The 17,544-nt window shown below is 68.4% G+C and carries 17 protein-coding genes; 6 read left to right on the top strand and 11 right to left on the bottom strand.

Features of this window, described 5'->3' with window-relative positions; translation table 11 throughout:
* Window positions 1-99: 99 nt before the first annotated feature.
* Window positions 100-1,794 carry a nitroreductase family deazaflavin-dependent oxidoreductase gene (locus ACFVVI_RS31215; protein ID WP_387448004.1) on the top strand — a complete coding sequence of 565 codons (1,695 nt, stop codon included), beginning with the start codon at window positions 100-102 and terminating at the stop codon, window positions 1,792-1,794.
* Here ACFVVI_RS31215 and ACFVVI_RS31210 read toward each other — a convergent pair.
* Both ACFVVI_RS31210 and ACFVVI_RS31205 read right to left on the bottom strand, forming a co-directional pair.
* Window positions 1,784-3,121, bottom strand: a complete 1,338-nt coding sequence (locus tag ACFVVI_RS31210) for an MFS transporter (protein WP_387448002.1) — start codon at window positions 3,119-3,121, stop codon at window positions 1,784-1,786. The two genes, ACFVVI_RS31215 and ACFVVI_RS31210, sit on opposite strands and share 11 nt — an antisense overlap.
* Window positions 3,122-3,235: 114 nt before the next feature.
* Window positions 3,236-4,081: an NAD(P)H-binding protein gene (locus ACFVVI_RS31205; RefSeq protein ID WP_387448000.1), complete on the bottom strand. Its 846-nt coding sequence runs from the start codon at window positions 4,079-4,081 to the stop codon at window positions 3,236-3,238.
* 94 nt (window positions 4,082-4,175) lie between these two features.
* Between ACFVVI_RS31205 and ACFVVI_RS31200 the strand changes: the two genes are divergently transcribed.
* Both ACFVVI_RS31200 and ACFVVI_RS31195 read left to right on the top strand, forming a co-directional pair.
* Entirely contained in the window at window positions 4,176-5,108 is a 933-nt protein-coding gene (locus ACFVVI_RS31200; RefSeq protein WP_378995486.1) for an AraC family transcriptional regulator, read from the top strand.
* A gap of 7 nt (window positions 5,109-5,115) precedes the next feature.
* Window positions 5,116-5,532 carry an acyl-CoA thioesterase gene (locus ACFVVI_RS31195; RefSeq protein WP_378995488.1) on the top strand — a complete coding sequence of 139 codons (417 nt, stop codon included), beginning with the start codon at window positions 5,116-5,118 and terminating at the stop codon, window positions 5,530-5,532.
* A 66-nt stretch (window positions 5,533-5,598) separates the two neighbouring features.
* Here ACFVVI_RS31195 and ACFVVI_RS31190 read toward each other — a convergent pair whose 3' ends face one another.
* The 7 genes from ACFVVI_RS31190 to pdhA all read right to left on the bottom strand — a co-directional run bounded on the left by ACFVVI_RS31190 (window position 5,599) and on the right by pdhA (window position 12,575).
* Entirely contained in the window at window positions 5,599-5,814 is a 216-nt protein-coding gene (locus tag ACFVVI_RS31190) for a hypothetical protein (RefSeq protein WP_378995490.1), read from the bottom strand.
* Window positions 5,815-5,941: 127 nt separating this feature from the next.
* Complete coding sequence (locus ACFVVI_RS31185) at window positions 5,942-6,745, bottom strand: SDR family oxidoreductase (RefSeq protein ID WP_387447997.1); 804 nt, start codon at window positions 6,743-6,745, stop codon at window positions 5,942-5,944.
* 155 nt (window positions 6,746-6,900) lie between these two features.
* Window positions 6,901-8,298 carry a nucleobase:cation symporter-2 family protein gene (locus tag ACFVVI_RS31180; protein WP_387447995.1) on the bottom strand — a complete coding sequence of 466 codons (1,398 nt, stop codon included), beginning with the start codon at window positions 8,296-8,298 and terminating at the stop codon, window positions 6,901-6,903.
* A gap of 85 nt (window positions 8,299-8,383) precedes the next feature.
* A complete protein-coding gene (locus tag ACFVVI_RS31175; protein WP_387447993.1) occupies window positions 8,384-9,079 on the bottom strand; it encodes a hypothetical protein in 696 nt (231 codons plus the stop codon).
* Window positions 9,080-9,187: 108 nt separating this feature from the next.
* Complete coding sequence (locus ACFVVI_RS31170) at window positions 9,188-10,522, bottom strand: dihydrolipoamide acetyltransferase family protein (protein ID WP_387448064.1); 1,335 nt, start codon at window positions 10,520-10,522, stop codon at window positions 9,188-9,190.
* On the bottom strand, window positions 10,522-11,496 hold the full coding sequence (locus tag ACFVVI_RS31165) for an alpha-ketoacid dehydrogenase subunit beta (protein ID WP_378996244.1): 975 nt from the start codon (window positions 11,494-11,496) through the stop codon (window positions 10,522-10,524). Before ACFVVI_RS31165 ends, ACFVVI_RS31170 begins: the two co-directional genes overlap by 1 nt.
* Window positions 11,493-12,575, bottom strand: coding sequence for a pyruvate dehydrogenase (acetyl-transferring) E1 component subunit alpha (gene pdhA, locus ACFVVI_RS31160; protein ID WP_387447991.1), 1,083 nt, complete (start codon window positions 12,573-12,575; stop codon window positions 11,493-11,495). Before pdhA ends, ACFVVI_RS31165 begins: the two co-directional genes overlap by 4 nt.
* Before the next feature lie 171 nt (window positions 12,576-12,746).
* On the opposite strand from pdhA, the gene ACFVVI_RS31155 reads away from it, so the two are divergent.
* A complete protein-coding gene (locus ACFVVI_RS31155) occupies window positions 12,747-13,238 on the top strand; it encodes an Lrp/AsnC family transcriptional regulator (RefSeq protein WP_379312069.1) in 492 nt (163 codons plus the stop codon).
* 22 nt (window positions 13,239-13,260) lie between these two features.
* Here ACFVVI_RS31155 and ACFVVI_RS31150 read toward each other — a convergent pair whose 3' ends face one another.
* Complete coding sequence (locus ACFVVI_RS31150; protein ID WP_387447989.1) at window positions 13,261-14,463, bottom strand: benzoate/H(+) symporter BenE family transporter; 1,203 nt, start codon at window positions 14,461-14,463, stop codon at window positions 13,261-13,263.
* Window positions 14,464-14,739: 276 nt separating this feature from the next.
* On the opposite strand from ACFVVI_RS31150, the gene ACFVVI_RS31145 reads away from it, so the two are divergent.
* Together ACFVVI_RS31145 and ACFVVI_RS31140 are read left to right on the top strand one after the other, a co-directional pair.
* Window positions 14,740-15,558 carry a sulfurtransferase gene (locus tag ACFVVI_RS31145; RefSeq protein WP_378996234.1) on the top strand — a complete coding sequence of 273 codons (819 nt, stop codon included), beginning with the start codon at window positions 14,740-14,742 and terminating at the stop codon, window positions 15,556-15,558.
* Window positions 15,559-15,955: 397 nt separating this feature from the next.
* Window positions 15,956-16,723, top strand: a complete 768-nt coding sequence (locus ACFVVI_RS31140; RefSeq protein ID WP_387447987.1) for a hypothetical protein — start codon at window positions 15,956-15,958, stop codon at window positions 16,721-16,723.
* Between the two features lie 223 nt (window positions 16,724-16,946).
* Here the strand turns inward: ACFVVI_RS31140 and ACFVVI_RS31135 are convergent, their stop codons facing one another.
* The gene (locus tag ACFVVI_RS31135) at window positions 16,947-17,300 is read right to left on the bottom strand and encodes a hypothetical protein (protein ID WP_387447986.1); all 354 of its coding nucleotides are present in this window, start codon (window positions 17,298-17,300) and stop codon (window positions 16,947-16,949) included.
* Window positions 17,301-17,544 lie beyond the last annotated feature (244 nt).

Here is a 17,544-nt window from a genome sequence, read left to right as displayed (position 1 = left end):
TCCTTTCGATCGGTCCGATTGAAGTATACCGATCGGTGTACTACCGTCGAGTAAGTACACCGATCGGTGTACTCGACGTGATCCGCGGAGGAGCCGACGATGACAGCCCTGAGCGATCCGCTCGCCCTGCCGTGCGGCCAAGTGCTGCCCAACCGGCTGATGAAGGCCGCGCTCAGCGAGGGGCTCGGTACCGCCGCCGGTGCGCCGGACGAACGGCTCGAGCGGCTCTACAGCCGGTGGGGCACCGGCGGTTTCGGTCTGGTGGTCACCGGCAACGTGATGGTCGACCACGACCACCTCGGTGAGCCGGGCAATGTCGTGATCGCCGACGAACGCCACCTCGACGACCTGCGTCGCTGGGCACGAACCGCCAAGGACGGTGGCGCCCGGCTCTGGATGCAGATCAATCACCCCGGCAGGCAGGCGAATCCGCTCGCGACCCGGTCGCAGCCGGTAGCGCCCTCGGCGATCGGGCTCGGTCTGCCCGGCATCCCGGCGCCGCGCGCGCTCACCGACGCCGAGATCGTCGACATCGTGCGCCGATTCGCCGCCACCGCGCGGATCGCCGAGCGCGCGGGCTTCGACGGCGTGCAGATCCACGGCGCGCACGGCTACCTCGTCTCGCAGTTCCTCTCGCCGCTGGCCAATCAGCGCGACGACCGCTGGGGTGGTGACCCGCAACGGCGGGCGCGATTCGTGCTGGAGGTGGTGCGCGCGATCAGGGCCGAGGTATCGACGTCGTTCGCCGTCGCGATCAAGCTCAATTCCGCGGACTTCCAGCGCGGCGGCTTCACCGAGGACGAGTCGCGCGAGGTGGTGCGCCGCCTCGCCGCCGAGCAACTGGATCTGATCGAGATCAGCGGCGGCAGTTACGAATCGCCGGCGATGATGGGCAGGCCGGCGGCGCGTTCGGCGAGCACCGTCGCGCGCGAGGCGTACTTCCTCGAGTACGCCGAGTCGGTCCGGGCGGCCGCCGGGTCGGTGCCGCTGGCCGTTACCGGCGGATTCCGGTCCCGCGTGGCCATGGTCGACGCGGTCGAGTCGGGAGAGTGCGATGTGGTCGGCCTCGGCAGGCCGAGTGCGGTGGCACCGAATGCCGCGGGTGACATCCTGCACGAGCGCACCGCGCGACTGCATTCCCCGCAGATCTCGCTGCGCCTGCCCGCGCGCGTATCCACACTGTCCAATGTCAAGAGCCTCGAAGGTGCCCTCGACCTGCAGTGGCACACTGATCAGCTGCATCTGCTCGGGGCGGGCGACGAGCCCGACCCCGACCGCACACCGTGGCTCACGGTAGCGGCCATGCTGAAGCATCACGGCGTCGACGCGTTCCGAAGCAGAAGGGGATCGACCATGAACAACAAGGACCCGAAGCGGCGCAAGTTCGAGGTCGAGCGGGCGGTGGGTCGCTACGTCGCCAACCCGGCGGTCCGCGCGCTGAGCCGGATCGGCATCCGCACCTCGTTCGCGACCGAGCTCGAGACGATCGGACGCAAGTCCGGGCAGGCCAGGGTGGTGCCGGTCTCGGTGGCGTTCGACGACAGCGGCGCGTGGGTGATCAGCCAGCACGGGACCAGGTCGGGGTGGGCCGCCAATATCGGCGCGGAACCGACAGTGCGGGTCCGCCAGGGGAAGCGGTGGCGAACCGGGACCGCTGAGCTGCGCCCGGCCGACGATGTCGTCGCGCGGGCTCGCACCTTCGCACCCAATCCGGTGTTCGCCGGGCTGACCGCGGCCACCTTCCGCGCATTGCAGAGCACGCCGGTCTCGGTCCGGATCACCTTCACCGACTGACGACGTTCGCCGTGGCCGCGCAGGCCAGGGTGAGGACCAGCGGAACGGTCAGCGCCGCGGTGAGCGGGATCACGGCGGTGAGCCAGCCGATCATCGCGGGGCCCGCGAGCAGGCCGAGGTAGCCGATGGTGAAGACGCGCGACATGTCCGTGGCTGCTGTCGTGCCGCCGAGATTGCCCGCGGTGGAGAAGATCTGGGGGACGCCGCCCGCCAGGCCGAGGCCGCACATCGCCCAGCCGAGCAGGGTGAGTGGCAACCACGGCGATCCGATGACCACCGCGAATCCCGCTGCGGCGAGCAGACTTCCGTAGCGAACGATGGCGACCGGGCCGATCGCACCGGTCACCCTGTCCGCGAGGAATCGTCCGAGGGTCATCGTCGCGGAGAAGGCGCCGAAGGCAAGGGCGGCATCGGCTTCGGAAGTATCGAGGCGCTCGCGCACCTGGAGCGCGCTCCAGTCGGCCGCCACGCCCTCCGCGAGTAGCAGCACGAACGCGACGGCCCCGAGCGAGAGCACTTTTCGGGCCCGCTGGTGTCGTTCGCCGTGCTGGTCGGTGCGATTCTCGGCGCGGGGCCGAACAGAAGCGGCGGGACCGGAGGTTGCGGTCAGTGAACCTGTCGAGTTGCTCGCGTCGGTGCAGTGTCGCAGGTCCGCCGGTTCGCTTGCGTCGGCTGTCGGCCGCTCTCGCGCGCTGTTCGCGGATCGCGCACCCTCGTTGTCGTAATCTTCGAGGTGCGAGGGTGATTCGGGCTGTTGACGGCCGAGCAGGTGCGGCACCAGGGCAGCGGTGACGACCAATCCCGCGATCCCGGCGCACGTCAACGTCAGCTGCGGCGGCCACTGCGCGTACTGCGCGGCCGCGCCCGCCAGCGACCCGACGAACCCGCCCGCCGAGAACATCGCATGGAAGGCGGACATGATCGGCCGGTGATACGCCCGTTCGACGTACACCGCCTGGGTGTTCATCGACACGTCGAGGGCGCCCATGCCGAACCCGAAGCACGCCACAGCGATCGCCAAGGTGATCGGGCTGGTCGCCAGTCCTGGGCCGAGCACGGTCACCGAGATCGCCGACGCGGCCGTGGCGACCAGTGTGCGGCTGCCGAACCGGTCGGCGGCCGGGCCCGCGAGCCGCATGCCGACGAGCGCGGCGCCGGCCATCAGTAGCACGAGCACGCTGAGCATCGAGGCCGACACCCCGGCTCGGTCGGTGATCGCCGGAATGTGGACCACCCACATCGCGAGCAGTACCCCGTTCAGCGTGAAGGCCGCGAACACGGCGGCGCGGGCCGTCCGGAACTTGCGGTCGATCGTCGCTGAACCCACCACTTCGACGGTACCGCCTCGGCGCGGGGGTTCCCGGCAATTCAAGATCACCAGGCCCTACGAGTTCGCCGTTCGGGCGCTGTCTCGGTGCGGGCCTGGTGATCAACTGTCCGACTACTGCCGAGGCGTCCAGGCGCCGGTGGCGGCGGTTTCCTTGGCGTAGTCGGTGAAATCGCGCGCCTCGCGCCCGAGAGCGCGGCGGACACCGTCGGCGGTGGCGGTGTTGCGGCCGTCGAGGATGGTGCCGAACAGGTAGTCGAGCAGGCTGATCACGTCATCGGGGACCTGGTATTCGCTCAGGGCCGCAACGAATTCCGGCCGGGAGACGGGAACGAAGGCGATCTCGCGACCGGTGGCCGCGGCGATCTCGCCGACCGCGTCGGCGAAGGTCAGGGCGCGGGGGCCGGTGAGTTCGTAGAGCTGACCCGCGTGGCGCGCGTCGGTGAGCGCGGCCGCCGCCACCTCGGCGATGTCGTCGACGTGCACGAACGGTTCCGGCACATCGCCGTTGGGCAGCGCCACCGCACCGGCGAGCACGTCGTCGACGAAGGCGCTTTCGCTGAAGTTGTGCGCGAAGAAGGCGCAGCGCACGATGGTCCAGCTCAGACCCGAATTCCGCACGATCTCCTCGCATTCCAGCGCTTCGGGTTCGCCGCGACCGGACAGCAGCACCACCGAGCGCGCGCCCGCGGCTCGGGCGGCGGCGGTGAACGCGCGGATGGTGTCCGGGGCCCCGGGTACCGCGAGGTCGGGCTGGAAGGCGAGGTAGACGGAGTCGACGCCGGCGAGCGCGGGCGCCCAGGTCTGCCGGTCGGTCCAATCGAAGGGGATCGCCGCGGTGCGTGAGCCGTGGCGGACCGGTCGGCCCGCGGCTTCGAGGAGGGCCGCCACCCGGCTGCCGGTCTTGCCGGTAGCGCCGGTGATGAGGGAAAGCTGCTGGTGAGAAGCGGTGTTTGTCATAAGACAAGTACACCGTCGCGCGGCCCGCGGCGACATCGTCGTGCCGCTCACGAACATGCGTTGTCGTCTACGGGTTGTCGTCTACTGTGGAGTGGTGGATGCGTTAGCCGGTCTGCTCGAAGGTCCACGCGCCCGCGGTGCGTTCCTCATGTGTTCGCTGCTGAACCCACCGTGGTCGCTGCGCGTGCAGGACGAAGCCCCGCTCACGGTGCTCGCGATGATCCGCGGAAAGGCTTGGGTCAGCACCGATTCCATGCCGCCGCGGCAGCTCGGCGCGGGCGACGTCGCGGTTTTCCGTGGGCCGCAGCCGTATACGGTGGCCGACGATCCGGCGACCGAACCCCAGGTCGTCATCCAGCCGGGGCAGGTCACCACGACGCCCGAGGGCGAGATCCTGTGCGAGACACTGAGTCTGGGCGTGCGCCAGTGGGGCACCGATATCGACGGTGAGACGCTGATGGTCACCGGAACCTACGAATCCGCGGGCGCGGTGAGCAGACGGTTGCTGCGTGCGCTGCCGCAGGTCGCGGTGCTGCCGCGCGGTGAGCTCGATACCCGCCTGCTCGATCTGCTCGTCGACGAAGCGACCAAGGACCTGCCCGCGCAAACCGCGGTTCTCGACCGCCTGCTCGACCTGCTGCTCATCGCCGCCCTGCGTGCCTGGTTCGCCCGCGACGACGCCCCCGCCTGGTACCACGCCTACAGCGATCCGCTGGTCGGCAAGGCCCTGCGCCTGCTCCAGCACAATCCGGCCCATCCGTGGACGGTGGTCGCCCTGGCCGAAGCGGTCGGTATGTCCCGGGCCGCGCTGGCCCGCCGGTTCAGCGAGCTGGTCGGGGAACCACCGATGAGCTTTCTGACCGAATGGCGGCTCTCGCTCGCCGCCGATCTGCTCGCCGAATCCGACGCGACGGTGGAATCCATCGCTCACCAGGTCGGATACGGCAGCGCCTTCGCCCTCAGCACCGCCTTCAAACGGCACTTCGGGGTGAGCCCGCGCGACCACCGGCAGGGGAGCGCGGCATGATGGCCCGATGAGCTATCCCGTCCTGTGGCCGATGCCGACCCGGTGGGCCGACAACGACCAGTACGGCCACGTGAACAACGTGACCTACTACTCCTACTTCGACACCGCGGTGAACGCCTGGCTGATGCGCGCCACCGGTACCGACATCACCGAGCTGCCCGCGCTCGGCGTCGTCGCGCAGACGTCGTGCCGATTCCACGGCTCGGTCAGCTTTCCCGACCAGCTCCAGGTTGGCCTGCGGATCGCCCGCCTCGGCACCTCGAGCATCACCTACGACCTGGCGATCTTCCGCGCGGGCGACGGCGGGCTCGAGCTCGCCGCCACCGGCGAATTCGTCCACGTCTATGTCGACGCCGACACCCGCAAACCGGTGGCGATCCCCGAGGTGGTGCGGACAGCGGCCGCGGAGCTCGTCACCGAGTAGCGTTTACGAGGCTATGACGCCGACCTCGGGGCGATGTCGACTCTGAAGCCCGTCGTGGCACAGCCTTCAGGATGCAATGACGCCGACCTCGGGCCATTCGCTGCCGCGGCGGGCGCGCAGGATGATCTGGCCCGCGGGCGAGTCGGGTGGTCCGGGGAGGGCGGCGAAGGTCTTCTTGTCGATGACCAGGGACGAGTCGAGTTGTTCTCGGCTCGGCCCCCATAGGTACTCGACCTCGGTGAGCTCGTCGCGAATCTTCTTGAAATACATCAGGTGCGCCATCGCCGGATCTCCGCGTAGACCTCCACCGATCAGCGGATCGTGACCGGCGGCTTGGAGACTATCGTGGCAGGAATCGAGCGATCTCGCCGCTACCTCGCCGAATTTTTTCGGGCGCACCCTCCGCTGTTCACGCGCGCAGCATGGTCTGGAACCGGCGCATACCGGAAATCCACCGGTCGTAGTCCGAACCCTTGTTGCGGTACATCTGCAGTACCTCGGGGTGCGGCAGGATCAGGAAGTGTTCGGCGGCCATCGCCTCGACGACAGTTTCGGCGACTTCTTCGGGGGAGAGCACCGCGCCCGCGGTCTTCACGGCCTTGATCGCCAGCGCGCCCGCCTCCGGGTTGTCGGGGATGAGCGCACCGGTGAGCAGCTGGGTGTCCACACCCATCGGACACAGGCAGCTCACGCGAATGCCCTTGTCGCCGTAGGTCACCGAGAGCCATTCGGCGAAGCCCACCGCAGCGTGTTTGGTCACCGAATAAGGGGCGGAACCGATTTGGGTGAGCAGCCCCGCGGCGGAGGCGGTGGAGACGAAGTAGCCACTGCCACGCTCGAGCCAACCGGGAACGAGTAGTTTCGCAGCCCGCACGTGGGCCATCACATTCACCTCGATGGTGCTCGCCCACTGGGCCTCCGTGCTGTCCAGGCCGGGACCGCCGCCGATGCCCGCGTTCGCGAAATACAGGTCCACCGGACCGAATTCGCGTTCGGCGGTGGCGATCGATTCCGCCACGACCTGCTCGTCGGCCACATCGCCGCCGACCGCGATCGCGTTGTCACCGAGGTCGGCCGCTACCTTCGCCGCGCTGTCCGCATCGAGATCGGCGACGACGACCTTCGCGTCGCCGGCGACGAGGCGATAGGCGAGTGCGGCACCGATACCCGCACCCGCGCCGGTGACGATCGCGACCTTGCCTGCTATCTCCATCCCCGCACAGTAACTTTTGGAGCGCTGGCGCGCTCGAGTTCGCGCCCCCGACGGGACGGGCGCGAACCGCCGACTTCGTCGGCGATCCCTCCTCGAGGTCGGGATGTGCGGGGCTGGGAGTGCGGTCATGGCGGTGCCGCGGTGTGGTTGCTCGATCAGGTGGCGACGGCGGGGCTCGGGGTGGTGGTCGTCGGTTCGTCTTCGGTGGCGGGTTCTTCCGTATCGGCCGGTGTGACGATCGCGGCGCGGGCCATCGCGCCGAGGGGGGTGTGGTTGAAGACCAGGTTCAGCAGGAACGCGGTGGCCGCGCCGAGGGTGACGCCGCTGTCGAGAAGGATCTGCGCCGAGGTGGGGAACTTGTCGAACATGTCCTTGGTGAACACCGGCAGCAGGCCGATGCCGATGGCGGTGGCCGCGACGGTCGCGTTGACCCGGTCCGTCAGATCGGCTTCGAGCAGTGTGGTGACGCCGACGATGGCGACCGTCGCGAACAGCACCAGCCCGACCCCGCCGACCACCGGCTTCGGAATCACCGCGACCACCTCGCCGATGCGGGGCACCAGCCCGAGCACCACCAGGATCGCGCCGCTCACCGCGGTGACATACCGGCTGAAGACCCTGGTCGTGGCGACCGCGCCGACGTTCTGATTGAAGATCGTGTCGACGAACGCGGTGAAGATGCCGCCGAGCACACCCGACAGGCCGTCGCCCACCAGGCCGCGCGCGAGATCGCCCCTGCTCAGTGGTTTTCCGGTGATCTCGCTGATCGCCAGCATGCTCGCGGTCGACTCGGCGAACACCACGGCCATCACGATGCTCATCGCCACCACGGCGGTCACCGGGAACTGTGGCGACCCGAAGTGGAACGGCTGCGGGATCCCTATCCAGTCGGCGGTACCGATCCCGGCGGTGGTGATCAGTCCCATCGGCAGCGCGATCACGATGCCCGCGACCAGCGCGATCAGCACACCGAGTTGCGACCACACGCCGCGTCCGAGGCAGACGAAGCCCACCGCGATCAGCACCACCACCGCTGCCAGCCCGATATTGGAGGGCGAGGCGAAGCCGGCCGACTTCGGATCGGTCCCGATGATCAGGCCCCCGGCGACCCCGATCAGCGATACCCCGACCACGGTCAGGACGGTTCCGGTGACCAATGGGGGGAAGAACCGCACCACCCGCGCGAACGGCCACGCCAGCGCCACCCCGACCACACCGCCGACCAGCATCGACCCGTACACGGCGTCGAGGCCGTACTCCTTGGCGATCAGGATCATCGGGTTGAGCCCGACGAACGTTGCGCCGCAGACGATCGGCAACCGCGCACCGGCCAGCTTGCCGACACCGAGGCTCTGCACCAGCGTGATGATGCCCGCGACCAGCAGGTCCGCACTGATCAACAGCGCGATCGTCGCCCGGTCCAGCCCCGCGGCCGCGCCGAAGACCAGCGGCACGGTGATACAGCCGGTGTACATGATCAGGACGTGCTGGATGCCGAACGCCAGTTGCCGAGCGAACGGCAACCGGGTGTCGACGGGATGCGCCTCACTCATGTAACAGGTTGTAGTCCCCGTTTTTTACCGTGAGTGAGCGCCGTGTTTCGTCGGCGTTGCGGGTCGGATATATCACCCGGTGGGTTCAATACTGCTGGTAGCCGCCCTGTGGGTAGTTCGGTCGCTGCTGTGCTGCCCGGATCCAGCGCCCGGTCGACCCGGCCGCGGCCAGGCACAGGATCAGCGTCGCGAACCCGGCTTGGATCAGGCCGATGGCCACACCCGCGACCGAGCTCACCCCGGATCCGAGAGTGAACACGAGGGAGACGAGGCCGCCGAGCGCGGTGAGCGACGCCAGGATGATGATGATCACTCGGCCGGCCGATTTGCGGAGGAACAGCAGCGTCGCGCCGATGAACCACAGCCCGGCGACGACGGCTCCGACCACGAAGTAGGTCATCACCATGGACGAGACGGGCACGGACGTGTACCCGAAGCTGCCGTCCGGCAACTGGACCAGCGGGCCGGCGCTGCTGTCCCCCACCATCGCGTAGCCGATCGCCAACCCTGCCGCGCCTACCAAGGAAAGCAGCAGGGCGAGCACAGCTGCGGTGATCGCCGTGCCCCCGGTAGCGGGTGGTTGGGGATAGCTGTATCCGGGTGCGCCAGGGCCGGGCGTTCCGTATCCGGGAGCGCCGTACCCGGGCCCGGGAACGCCGTATCCGGGAGCGCCGGGGCCCGGTGCGCCGTACCCGGGAAGGGCTTGACCATACGGGTTGTAGCCCTGCTGCCCGACCGGCGGATAGCCCTGACCTTGCTGCTGCTCGTACGGATACCCCATGACGCCCCCCTTTTTCCTCGGATACACCTGCCGAAATTCGTTCGCACGGTGCGCGGTCCGGTCGGACGCGCACCGGCCCGAACTATACGGCCGGGTCCCGACGCGTGCTCAGATGCGGCTGAGCAGCGTCAACGGGTCCTCCAGGAAACCCGCTGTGGTGGCGAGGAAGCGGGCGCCGAGCTCGCCGTCGACCATGCGGTGATCGAAGCTGAGGCCGAGGGTGGTGACCCAGCGCACGGCCAGTTCGTCACGGAAGACCCAGGGGCGCTTGCGGATCGAGCCGAGGCACAGGATCGCGGCCTCGCCCGGATTCACCAGCGCGACGCCGCTGTCGACACCGAAGACGCCCACGTTGGTGAGGGTGAAGGTGCCGCCGCGCAGGTCGTTCGGGGTGGCGTTGCCGGAGCGGGCGGTGTCGGCCGCCCAGCTGATCTCGCGGCACAGCTCGCGCAGGCTCAGTGACTGAGCCTCCTTGAGATTGGGCACCATCAGGCCGCGATCCGAGGCGACCGCGATCCCGAGATTCACATAGTGCTTGGTGACGATCTCCTGGTTCTGCTCGTCCCACGCGGTATTGATCCCCGGATACTCCGCGATCGCCGCCAGCGTGGCCTTGGCGACCAGCGCCAGTGGCGTGAGCGTGAGACCTTCGAAGGACTTGGTGGTGCGCAGGTGATCGAGCAGTTCCACCGAGGCGGTGCAGTCGACGGTGACGAAGGTGCTGGCCTGGGGAATCGTGCGCGAACTGGCCTGCATCGCGGCGGCGGTGCGCTTCCGGATGCCCGTGACGGGAGTGCGTTCTTCCCGGGCGGTCGGCTCGATCAGGCCGTCCCCGTCGGTGATGTGGCCGTTGGACGGAGCGCGCACGACATCGCCGAGGCGGGCGGGGGTGCGCGGCTGGGTCACCGGCACGGCCGAGCGCACATCGTCGACGGTGACCGCGCCCTCCGGCCCCGACCCCGCGACGAACCACAGGTCGATGCCGAGTTCCTTGGCCAGTTTGCGGGCCGCGGGAGTCGCGGCGGCGCGATGGGTGCTCGGCGTGCTCGAGGCCATGGACGGCGTGGCTTTCCTTCTCCGCGAGGTCGATTCGGCCTCGGGCCCATATCCCACCAGCACGTTCGTGCGGGGCTCCGCGGTCGGTGGGGCCGACACCTCGAGATCGTTGCGCACCCGGATCAGCGGCGCGCCGACCGGGACGGTGTCACCGGGCTGAGCGAGCAGTTCGACCACGACCCCGGAGAACGGCGACGGCAGCGCCACCACCGCCTTCGCGGTCTCCACCTCGGCGATGGTCTGGTTCAGTTCCACCGTGTCGCCGACCGCGACGGCCCAGGACACCAGGTCGCCGTCGGCCAGGCCTTCACCCAGGTCGGGAAGGCGGAACTCGAGAACATGACCGTCGTCATCGGCGGCTGGTTCCGGCACGAGGGCACCTTTCATCACGCGGCTAGACAGCGGTCGACCGCCGCCAGAATGCGGTCGGGGTCGGGCAGGTGGTGCTTTTCGAGCTTAGCCGGGGGGTAGGGGATGTCGTAGCCACCGACGCGCAGCACCGGCGCTTCGAGGTGATAGAAGCAGCGTTCGGTGACGCGGGCCGCGATCTCGGCGCCGAGCCCGGCGAACACGGGCGCCTCGTGCACGATGACCAGCCTGCCGGTCTTGTCCACCGATTCCGCGATCGTGTCGACGTCGATCGGCGAGAGACTGCGCAGGTCGATCACCTCGAGCGAATGTCCTTCCTCGGCGGCGATCTTCGCCGCGGTGAGCGCGGTGGCGACGGTACCGCCGTAGGCGACGACGGTGGCGTCGGCACCGCGGGTGCAGACCCTGGCCCTGTGCAGGGGCAGATCCGGTTCGCCTTCGAAATCTACGTCGGCCTTGTCCCAATAGCGACGTTTCGGTTCGAAGAAGATCACCGGGTCGTCCAGTGAGATCGCCTGGCGAATCATCGAATACGCGTCGGCGGGCGTACTCGGTGATACAACGCGAAGGCCCGCGGTATGCGCGAAATACACCTCGGGTGATTCCGAATGGTGCTCGACCGCGCCGATGCCCCCGCCGAACGGAATGCGGATCGTCAACGGTGCCTTCACTTTTCCGCCGGTACGGTTGTGGATCTTGGCCACCTGCGACACGATCTGGTCGAAGGCCGGATAGACGAAACCGTCGAACTGGATCTCCACCACGGGACGGTATCCGCGCAACGCCATCCCGAAAGCCGTTCCGACGATGCCGGATTCGGCCAGTGGTGTGTCGATGACGCGATTGTCGCCGAAATCCTTCTGCAAGGTGTCGGTTACGCGGAACACACCACCGAGCCGGCCGATGTCCTCGCCGAGCAGGACGACTTTGGCGTCGTCTTCCATCGCGCTGCGCAGGCCGACGTTGAGGGCGCCGGCGAAGGTGGTGATCATGACTGCGCTCCTTCGGCGAGGTAGGCCGAGAGCTGTTGGCGCTCTTCGGTCATCAGTGGATGCTCGGTCGCGTAGACGTTGTCGAACATCCGCACGGGATCGGGGTCGGGCATCTCGATTGTCGCGGTGCGCAGCCGGCGGGCGACCTCGTCGGCCTCGTCGGTGACCTGCCGGGTGCATTCGGGGGAGAGGTCGCCATCGCGGTCGAGGAGTAGACGCACGCGCTCGATGGGGTCGCGCTGGGCCCAGTACTCGGTGTCGGCGGCGGTGCGGTAGCGGGTCGGGTCGTCGGCGGTGGTGTGCGGGCCCATCCGGTAGGTCATCGCCTCGATGAAGGTGGGGCCGCCGCCGGTGCGCGCGCGTTCGACGGCCTGGCGGGTGACCGCGAGGACGGCGAGCACATCGTTGCCGTCGACCTGCACGCCCGGAATCCCGTAACCATCGGCTCGGCGGACCAGCGGGGTATGGCTCTGCACGGCCACCGGTTCGCTGATCGCCCACTGGTTGTTCTGGCAGAAGAACACGACCGGCGCGCTCCACGCCGCGGCGAATCCGAGTGCCTCGGCGAGGTCGCCCTGGCTCGTCGCACCGTCGCCGAAGTAGGCGATGGTGGCGATATCGGCGCCGTCGAGATGGGCGGCGAAGGCGTAACCGGTCGCGTGCAGCCCCTGGGATCCGACGACGATATTGGCATTGGTCATCTTGACCTCGCCGGGGTCCCAGCAGTGGTGTGAGACGCCGCGCCAGAGGGCGGTGAGCTGCTCGGGCGCGACGCCACGGCAGTAGGCGACGGCGGTTTCGCGGTAGGAGCAGAACACGTAGTCGTCGGGGTGCAGCGCGTGCGCCGAGCCGACCTGCGCGGCTTCCTGGCCGAGCAGCGGCGGCCACAAGCCGAGCTGGCCCTGGCGTTGCAACGCGGTCGCCTCGATGTCGATCCGGCGGGTGATCACCATGTCCCGATACAGCTGCCGCAACCGCTCGGCATCGATGTCGGCGACCAGCGCGCCGTGCTCCCTGTCGAACACCCGGCGGCCGTCGGGCTGAACCAGCTGGACCGGGTAGGTCTGCTTCTGCGACATCGTGATCGCCTCCTCGCCACCGCGCCTTGTGGGCCGATGCAGGTACGCCACTCCGCTGAGTGCGATGTGTATCACTCAGCATCCACCATAACGCGGTGTGCGCAAGCGGTACACGCGCACATGAGCAGAATGCATGGTCTGCGGGGGTGGTGCGCTGTCATACTGCGTTGTATGACCAGTCGCGAACCGGACGTGACACTCGACGCCACCGACGCGCGTTTGCTGCGTGAGCTGAACGCCAATCCCCGTGCCACCGGGGTGGAGCTCGCGGCGCGCCTCGGCCTGTCGCGCAACACGGTGCAGGCGCGTCTGGCGCGCTGGGACAGCGGTGGGGTGCTCGGCAGCTTCGAACGCCGGGTGGAACCGCGCGCCCTCGGCTACCCACTGGCAGCGTTCGTCGCTGTCGTGGTCGACCAGCACCGACTCGACAGCGTGGTGGACGAGCTGGCCGATGTCCCCGAGGTCACCGAGGTCTGCGGGATGACCGGCGCCACCGATCTCACCGTCCGCATCGTCGCCCGCGACGCCGACGACCTCTACCGCATCGCGGGCCGAATCCTGAAGATCCCCGGCGTGGAGCGCACCAATATGGCCCTGGTCATGCGTGAGCTGGTGGGACCGCGGACCGGCCCGTTGCTCGACCGGCTGGCCGGACCGAACTGAACTCGGCCCCGCCGCCGGACCCTCAGGTGCCGGTGGGCAGGAAGCGGCGCACGACGAGTCCGGCTACCAGCGCCCAGAAGGCGCCGCCGATGCCGAAGAGGGTGGTGCCGGAGGCGGCGACGAGGAAGGTGACCAGGGCTGCCATGCGATGGGCCGGGTCGCTGAGGGCGCCGGTCAGGGCGGCGGCGAGGGTGGCGAGGAGGGCAAGGCCCGCGACGGTTTCGATGGTGCCCGCCGGCGCGGCGGCGATCAGAGTAACCAGGGCGGCGGAGGCGAGGCCGAGGACGAGGTAGCTTGCGCCCGCTGTCGCCGCGGCGATCCACCGGCGTTTGGGGTCGGGGCTCGCCGACGGTGCGGCGGCGAGGGCGGCGCTGATCGCGGCGAGGTTGATCGCGTGGCCGCCCGCTGCCGCGCCGAGGATGGTGCCGATACCGGTGACGAGCATGGCCGGACGCCACGGGACCTGGAAGTCGAACGAGCGCATCACCGCGACGCCCGGAATGTTCTGCGAGGCCATGGTGACGATGTAGAGCGGGATGGCGATGCCGACGACGGCCTGCCAATGCCACTGGGGGACAGTCCATTCCACAGTCGGAACCATGGCGGACAATTCCAGGTGCCGGTTGTTCACCACGATGTCGATGCCCGTACCGACGGCCGCCGTGGCGAAGGCGACGAGCACGGCCCACTTGGGTGCGAACCGTTGCAGGACCAGCCACACCGCGATGACCGGGACCACTACGGCGGGCGAGGTGCGCAGCGCCTGCACCGGGGCCAGGCACAGCGGAACGAGGACACCGGCCAGCATCGCCTGTGCGATCGGCACGGGGATCGCGGCCACCAGCGAGCCGAGCCGCTGCCACAACCCGGTGATCACGATCAGTACGCCGGTCACCGCGAAGGCCGCGACCGCGCCCGGCCAGCCGCCCGCGACCAGTCCGGTGCTCGCGAGCAGGGCGGCACCCGGCGTGGACCAAGCCAGCGTGATCGGGATCCGGTACCGCACACTCAGCAGCAGAATGCCGATGCCCTGAGTGAAGCACAGGATCAGCAGGCCCGACGCGGCCTGCGCCGGACTCGCCCCCACCGCGCGCAAACCACTCAGCACCACCGCGAACGAACTCGTGAAGCCGACCAGTGCCGTGATGGCGCCCGCACCGAGCGGCTGTGCGATGCCCGCCGGTTTGTCGGCGATATCGGGCGAAGTGGTGGAGACCTGCGACATTGTGCCGATACTGCCCGACGCGGTGGGGGTCGTCGCCTGCCAGTCTCGCGAAAGTGGCCTGATTCGTGCGTGCCGATGGTGGGTCCAGTTTCGCGACCGGCCTGTGAACGATGCGACCGGGTTCGCGGGCCCGGCGGCGTGCGTTGCCGCGCCGGAGTCGCCGGCTCGGCCTGCGTTGCCGGGTGAAGTCGTGCGTCGATAGGTGCCGCGGAGCCGGTTCGATGCGTAGGGTGTCGGGGACGGTTTCGCAGGCGGGGGCTTGGAGGAGGAGTGGGAGTGGGCGCGGTATTGATTTCCTCGGCTGAGCTTCGGGAAGAGCTGGCGGACAAGCCGATTCACCTGCTCGATGTCCGATGGGCGCTGGGCGATCCCGATGGCCCGCAGCACTATCTCGACGGGCATGTTCCGGGCGCGGTGTTCGTCGATCTGGAGACCGAATTGGCCGCCGCGCCGGCGCCCCCGCGCGGCAGGCATCCGCTGCCCGATCCCGGCACCTTCGAGAAATGCGCGCGCAGTTGGGGATTGAGCTCGGGCGACCCGGTGGTGGTCTACGACGCGACCGGCGGCATGGCGGCCGCGAGGGCGTGGTGGCTGCTGCGCTGGGCCGGTGTGGACAACGTGCGCATCCTCGACGGCGGGCTGCCCGCGTGGATCGCGGCCGGTGGGGAAGTCGCGACCGGCGCCGAACCGGATCCGGTGGGTGGTGACCTGGTGGTGCGCCCCGGCGGTTTGCCGATGGTCGATGCCGACGCCGTCGCGAAATGGCCGGGTGTGCTGCTCGACGCGCGCGCGGGCGAGCGGTATCGCGGCGAGGTCGAACCGGTCGATCCGCGTCCCGGACACATCCCCGGCGCGGTGAGCGCACCGACCGCTGAAAACCTGGATGGCACAGGGCATTTCCGGAATGCGGAAGAACTGCGCGCACGGTTCGCGGGATTCGGCGACGGCCCGGTCGCGGTGTACTGCGGCTCCGGCGTCACCGCTGCCCACCAGATCGCGGCGCTGGCGATCGCGGGCATCGACGCCGCCCTCTACCCGGGCTCGTACTCGCAGTGGTCGAACGATCCGAAACGGGCGGTGGCGACCGGAGAGTAGGCGCTGCTGTGAGCGCTTGGCGACCGCGGGGTTCGGCGGTGTGACAGCACTGGCTCGGACCGGCTGCGGACCCACCCGAGCTCACGGGCAGCCGCGGGCGATGTCGTGGAGGGTGGCGTTGTCCGCGGCGGTGACGGGTAGGTTGTAGTCGACCGCCACAGTGAGGTACTCGGCGGCGTAGAAGCAGTGGTTGGGGCGCGCGGGCGGCAGCCATTCGGCCGGGGTGTCCTAGTGTGTGGTGTTGGATCATGATGTGGCCGAGTCGGATTCGCTGGTTGCCAGGGTTGGTTGCCGGTTCGCCCGGCCCGAGCCTCGGTGACCCGGCTGCGGTTGTCCCGGGTCACCATGTGCGCAGCGTTTGTCTCGGAGGGATCGAATGGTCGACTTTACTGTTGATGTGTCGAAGCTGTCCGGCTTCACACTGGATCTCCAGGACATCGGCGCCAATTTCACCGAGAACGCGGGCCGTTTACTACCGGGTTTAGCGCTACCAGCCGGAACAGCCGGACAGCTGGCACAGCTGTCGGTGTCGATCCAGAAGCTGCAAACCACACTGTCCAGCGACCATCAGAAGGACACGAGCGCCCTCGGCGCACTGGGTTCCGGACTGGGGACCGCGGCCACCGCGTACAAGAATTCCGATGAGCAGCACGCTGTCTCGATTAACCAGGCCGCGGCGAGCTTGACCGACGGGCAGGGTGTCGCGGCGACAAGCCAGGCAGGGGACGTCCGCCGATTCACCGGCCTGCAGCAGCCCAGCCTGCAGAACGTGGAGGAAGCCCAGTACACGGTCCGCCAGGTCGTCACCGGCTGCGTCGAGCTGCTCACCTCCTACGACGAGCCGCTCGGCCGGACCATCGGCATCAAGCCCGTCGCCGATTACCTGGCGCCGGTGGAAGCGGACTGGGAGGCGCTGCAGGGAGTGGGCAAGCGGATCGGCCTGCTCGGCATCAACGACTTCGCCCACTCGCAGAACCTGTCCTCGGGCACCGGGTGGATACAGGCCGACTGGACCGGTCAGCCGCGACCGCGTTCGGAGCTACCGCGACCACCCTCGGACAGTCGTTCGACACCCGCAGCATCGATCTCGACGCGGTCTCCAAGATCGTCGAGAACGGCGCGTTACTGCTCGAACGGCTCGTCTACAACCAGGCCGCGGACCTGACGAGCGCTCTCACGAAGCGCATGACCTTCGCCGATTTCACTCTCCCCCTGGCCAGTTGGGCGCAACTGATCGACCAGCCGATGGACGAGCCGACCAATGCGCCGCACCGGAACCGTATACCAGGAACGACTTGGCGAGGCCGAGTTCCTCGCTCTGCGCCATGGTGTTCACAGCGGACTGGGCCATGTTGCCGTAGTCGGCGTCGGTATGGAAATTGTAGACATCACAGATGTGGGACTGCTGCTTCAATTCGATCTGATGTGATCCGGCCGCACCTGGATGGGCGACCACAACGGTGGTCGAGGCGGATCGTCGATTCCTCCAGCACGTAGTCGTCGCCGGTCACGCGATAGTAATGATCGAACAATTTTTTGGCGACGGGGCGATCTCTCGAGCTGAAGTAGATCCCCACGGCTGCCGCCTGGGTGGCATTGGCTTGAATCAATTCACCGGTGAAATCGCGAATTGTCTTGAATTTGCTCGAGTCGACCACAGGAAAATTTGGATGAATAGAAGTGTCGTAACTCTTGATCGGCGGCGCCTGTCCGTTCTCGCCACCTTGAACTTCCTCGTACATCACATTCTCCAACTCGCAGGTCTACGATATTCCTGCGCGGTCCGATGCTGGTCGGGCCACAAGGACTCTACTTCGCCGCGGGTTCGATGGCCAATTTCGGTGGCACCGAATCTGTTGCGGTGCAATGCGTCCGGGTTATCGGCGGTCAGCCCCATCGCAATCCGCGCGGGGCGAGCCAGTGCTGCAACTGCACTCGGTGGTCGGTCGAGCGGGTGCCCGCCGCCGGTCGTGCGATAGCCGGGCG

It is taken from the genome of Nocardia sp. NPDC058114 (genome assembly GCF_042884695.1).
Lineage (GTDB): Bacteria > Actinomycetota > Actinomycetes > Mycobacteriales > Mycobacteriaceae > Nocardia.
Note: the sequence above shows the minus strand (reverse complement) of the source record. Positions and strands in the feature narration are given on the sequence as shown.

Bases quoted from the DNA above. Each gene is read 5' to 3' on its own strand.
- ACFVVI_RS31155 (WP_379312069.1), top strand. From the start codon at position 12,747: ATGACCAGTCGCGAACCGGACGTGACACTCGACGCCACCGACGCGCGT.
- ACFVVI_RS31205 (WP_387448000.1), bottom strand. From the start codon at position 4,081: ATGACAAACACCGCTTCTCACCAGCAGCTTTCCCTCATCACCGGCGCT.
- ACFVVI_RS31195 (WP_378995488.1), top strand. From the start codon at position 5,116: ATGAGCTATCCCGTCCTGTGGCCGATGCCGACCCGGTGGGCCGACAAC.
- ACFVVI_RS31165 (WP_378996244.1), bottom strand. From the start codon at position 11,496: ATGATCACCACCTTCGCCGGCGCCCTCAACGTCGGCCTGCGCAGCGCG.
- ACFVVI_RS31215 (WP_387448004.1), top strand. From the start codon at position 100: ATGACAGCCCTGAGCGATCCGCTCGCCCTGCCGTGCGGCCAAGTGCTG.
- ACFVVI_RS31170 (WP_387448064.1), bottom strand. From the start codon at position 10,522: ATGAAAGGTGCCCTCGTGCCGGAACCAGCCGCCGATGACGACGGTCAT.
- ACFVVI_RS31175 (WP_387447993.1), bottom strand. From the start codon at position 9,079: ATGGGGTATCCGTACGAGCAGCAGCAAGGTCAGGGCTATCCGCCGGTC.
- pdhA (WP_387447991.1), bottom strand. From the start codon at position 12,575: ATGTCGCAGAAGCAGACCTACCCGGTCCAGCTGGTTCAGCCCGACGGC.
- ACFVVI_RS31190 (WP_378995490.1), bottom strand. From the start codon at position 5,814: ATGGCGCACCTGATGTATTTCAAGAAGATTCGCGACGAGCTCACCGAG.
- ACFVVI_RS31150 (WP_387447989.1), bottom strand. From the start codon at position 14,463: ATGTCGCAGGTCTCCACCACTTCGCCCGATATCGCCGACAAACCGGCG.
- ACFVVI_RS31135 (WP_387447986.1), bottom strand. From the start codon at position 17,300: ATGTACGAGGAAGTTCAAGGTGGCGAGAACGGACAGGCGCCGCCGATC.
- ACFVVI_RS31180 (WP_387447995.1), bottom strand. From the start codon at position 8,298: ATGAGTGAGGCGCATCCCGTCGACACCCGGTTGCCGTTCGCTCGGCAA.
- ACFVVI_RS31185 (WP_387447997.1), bottom strand. From the start codon at position 6,745: ATGGAGATAGCAGGCAAGGTCGCGATCGTCACCGGCGCGGGTGCGGGT.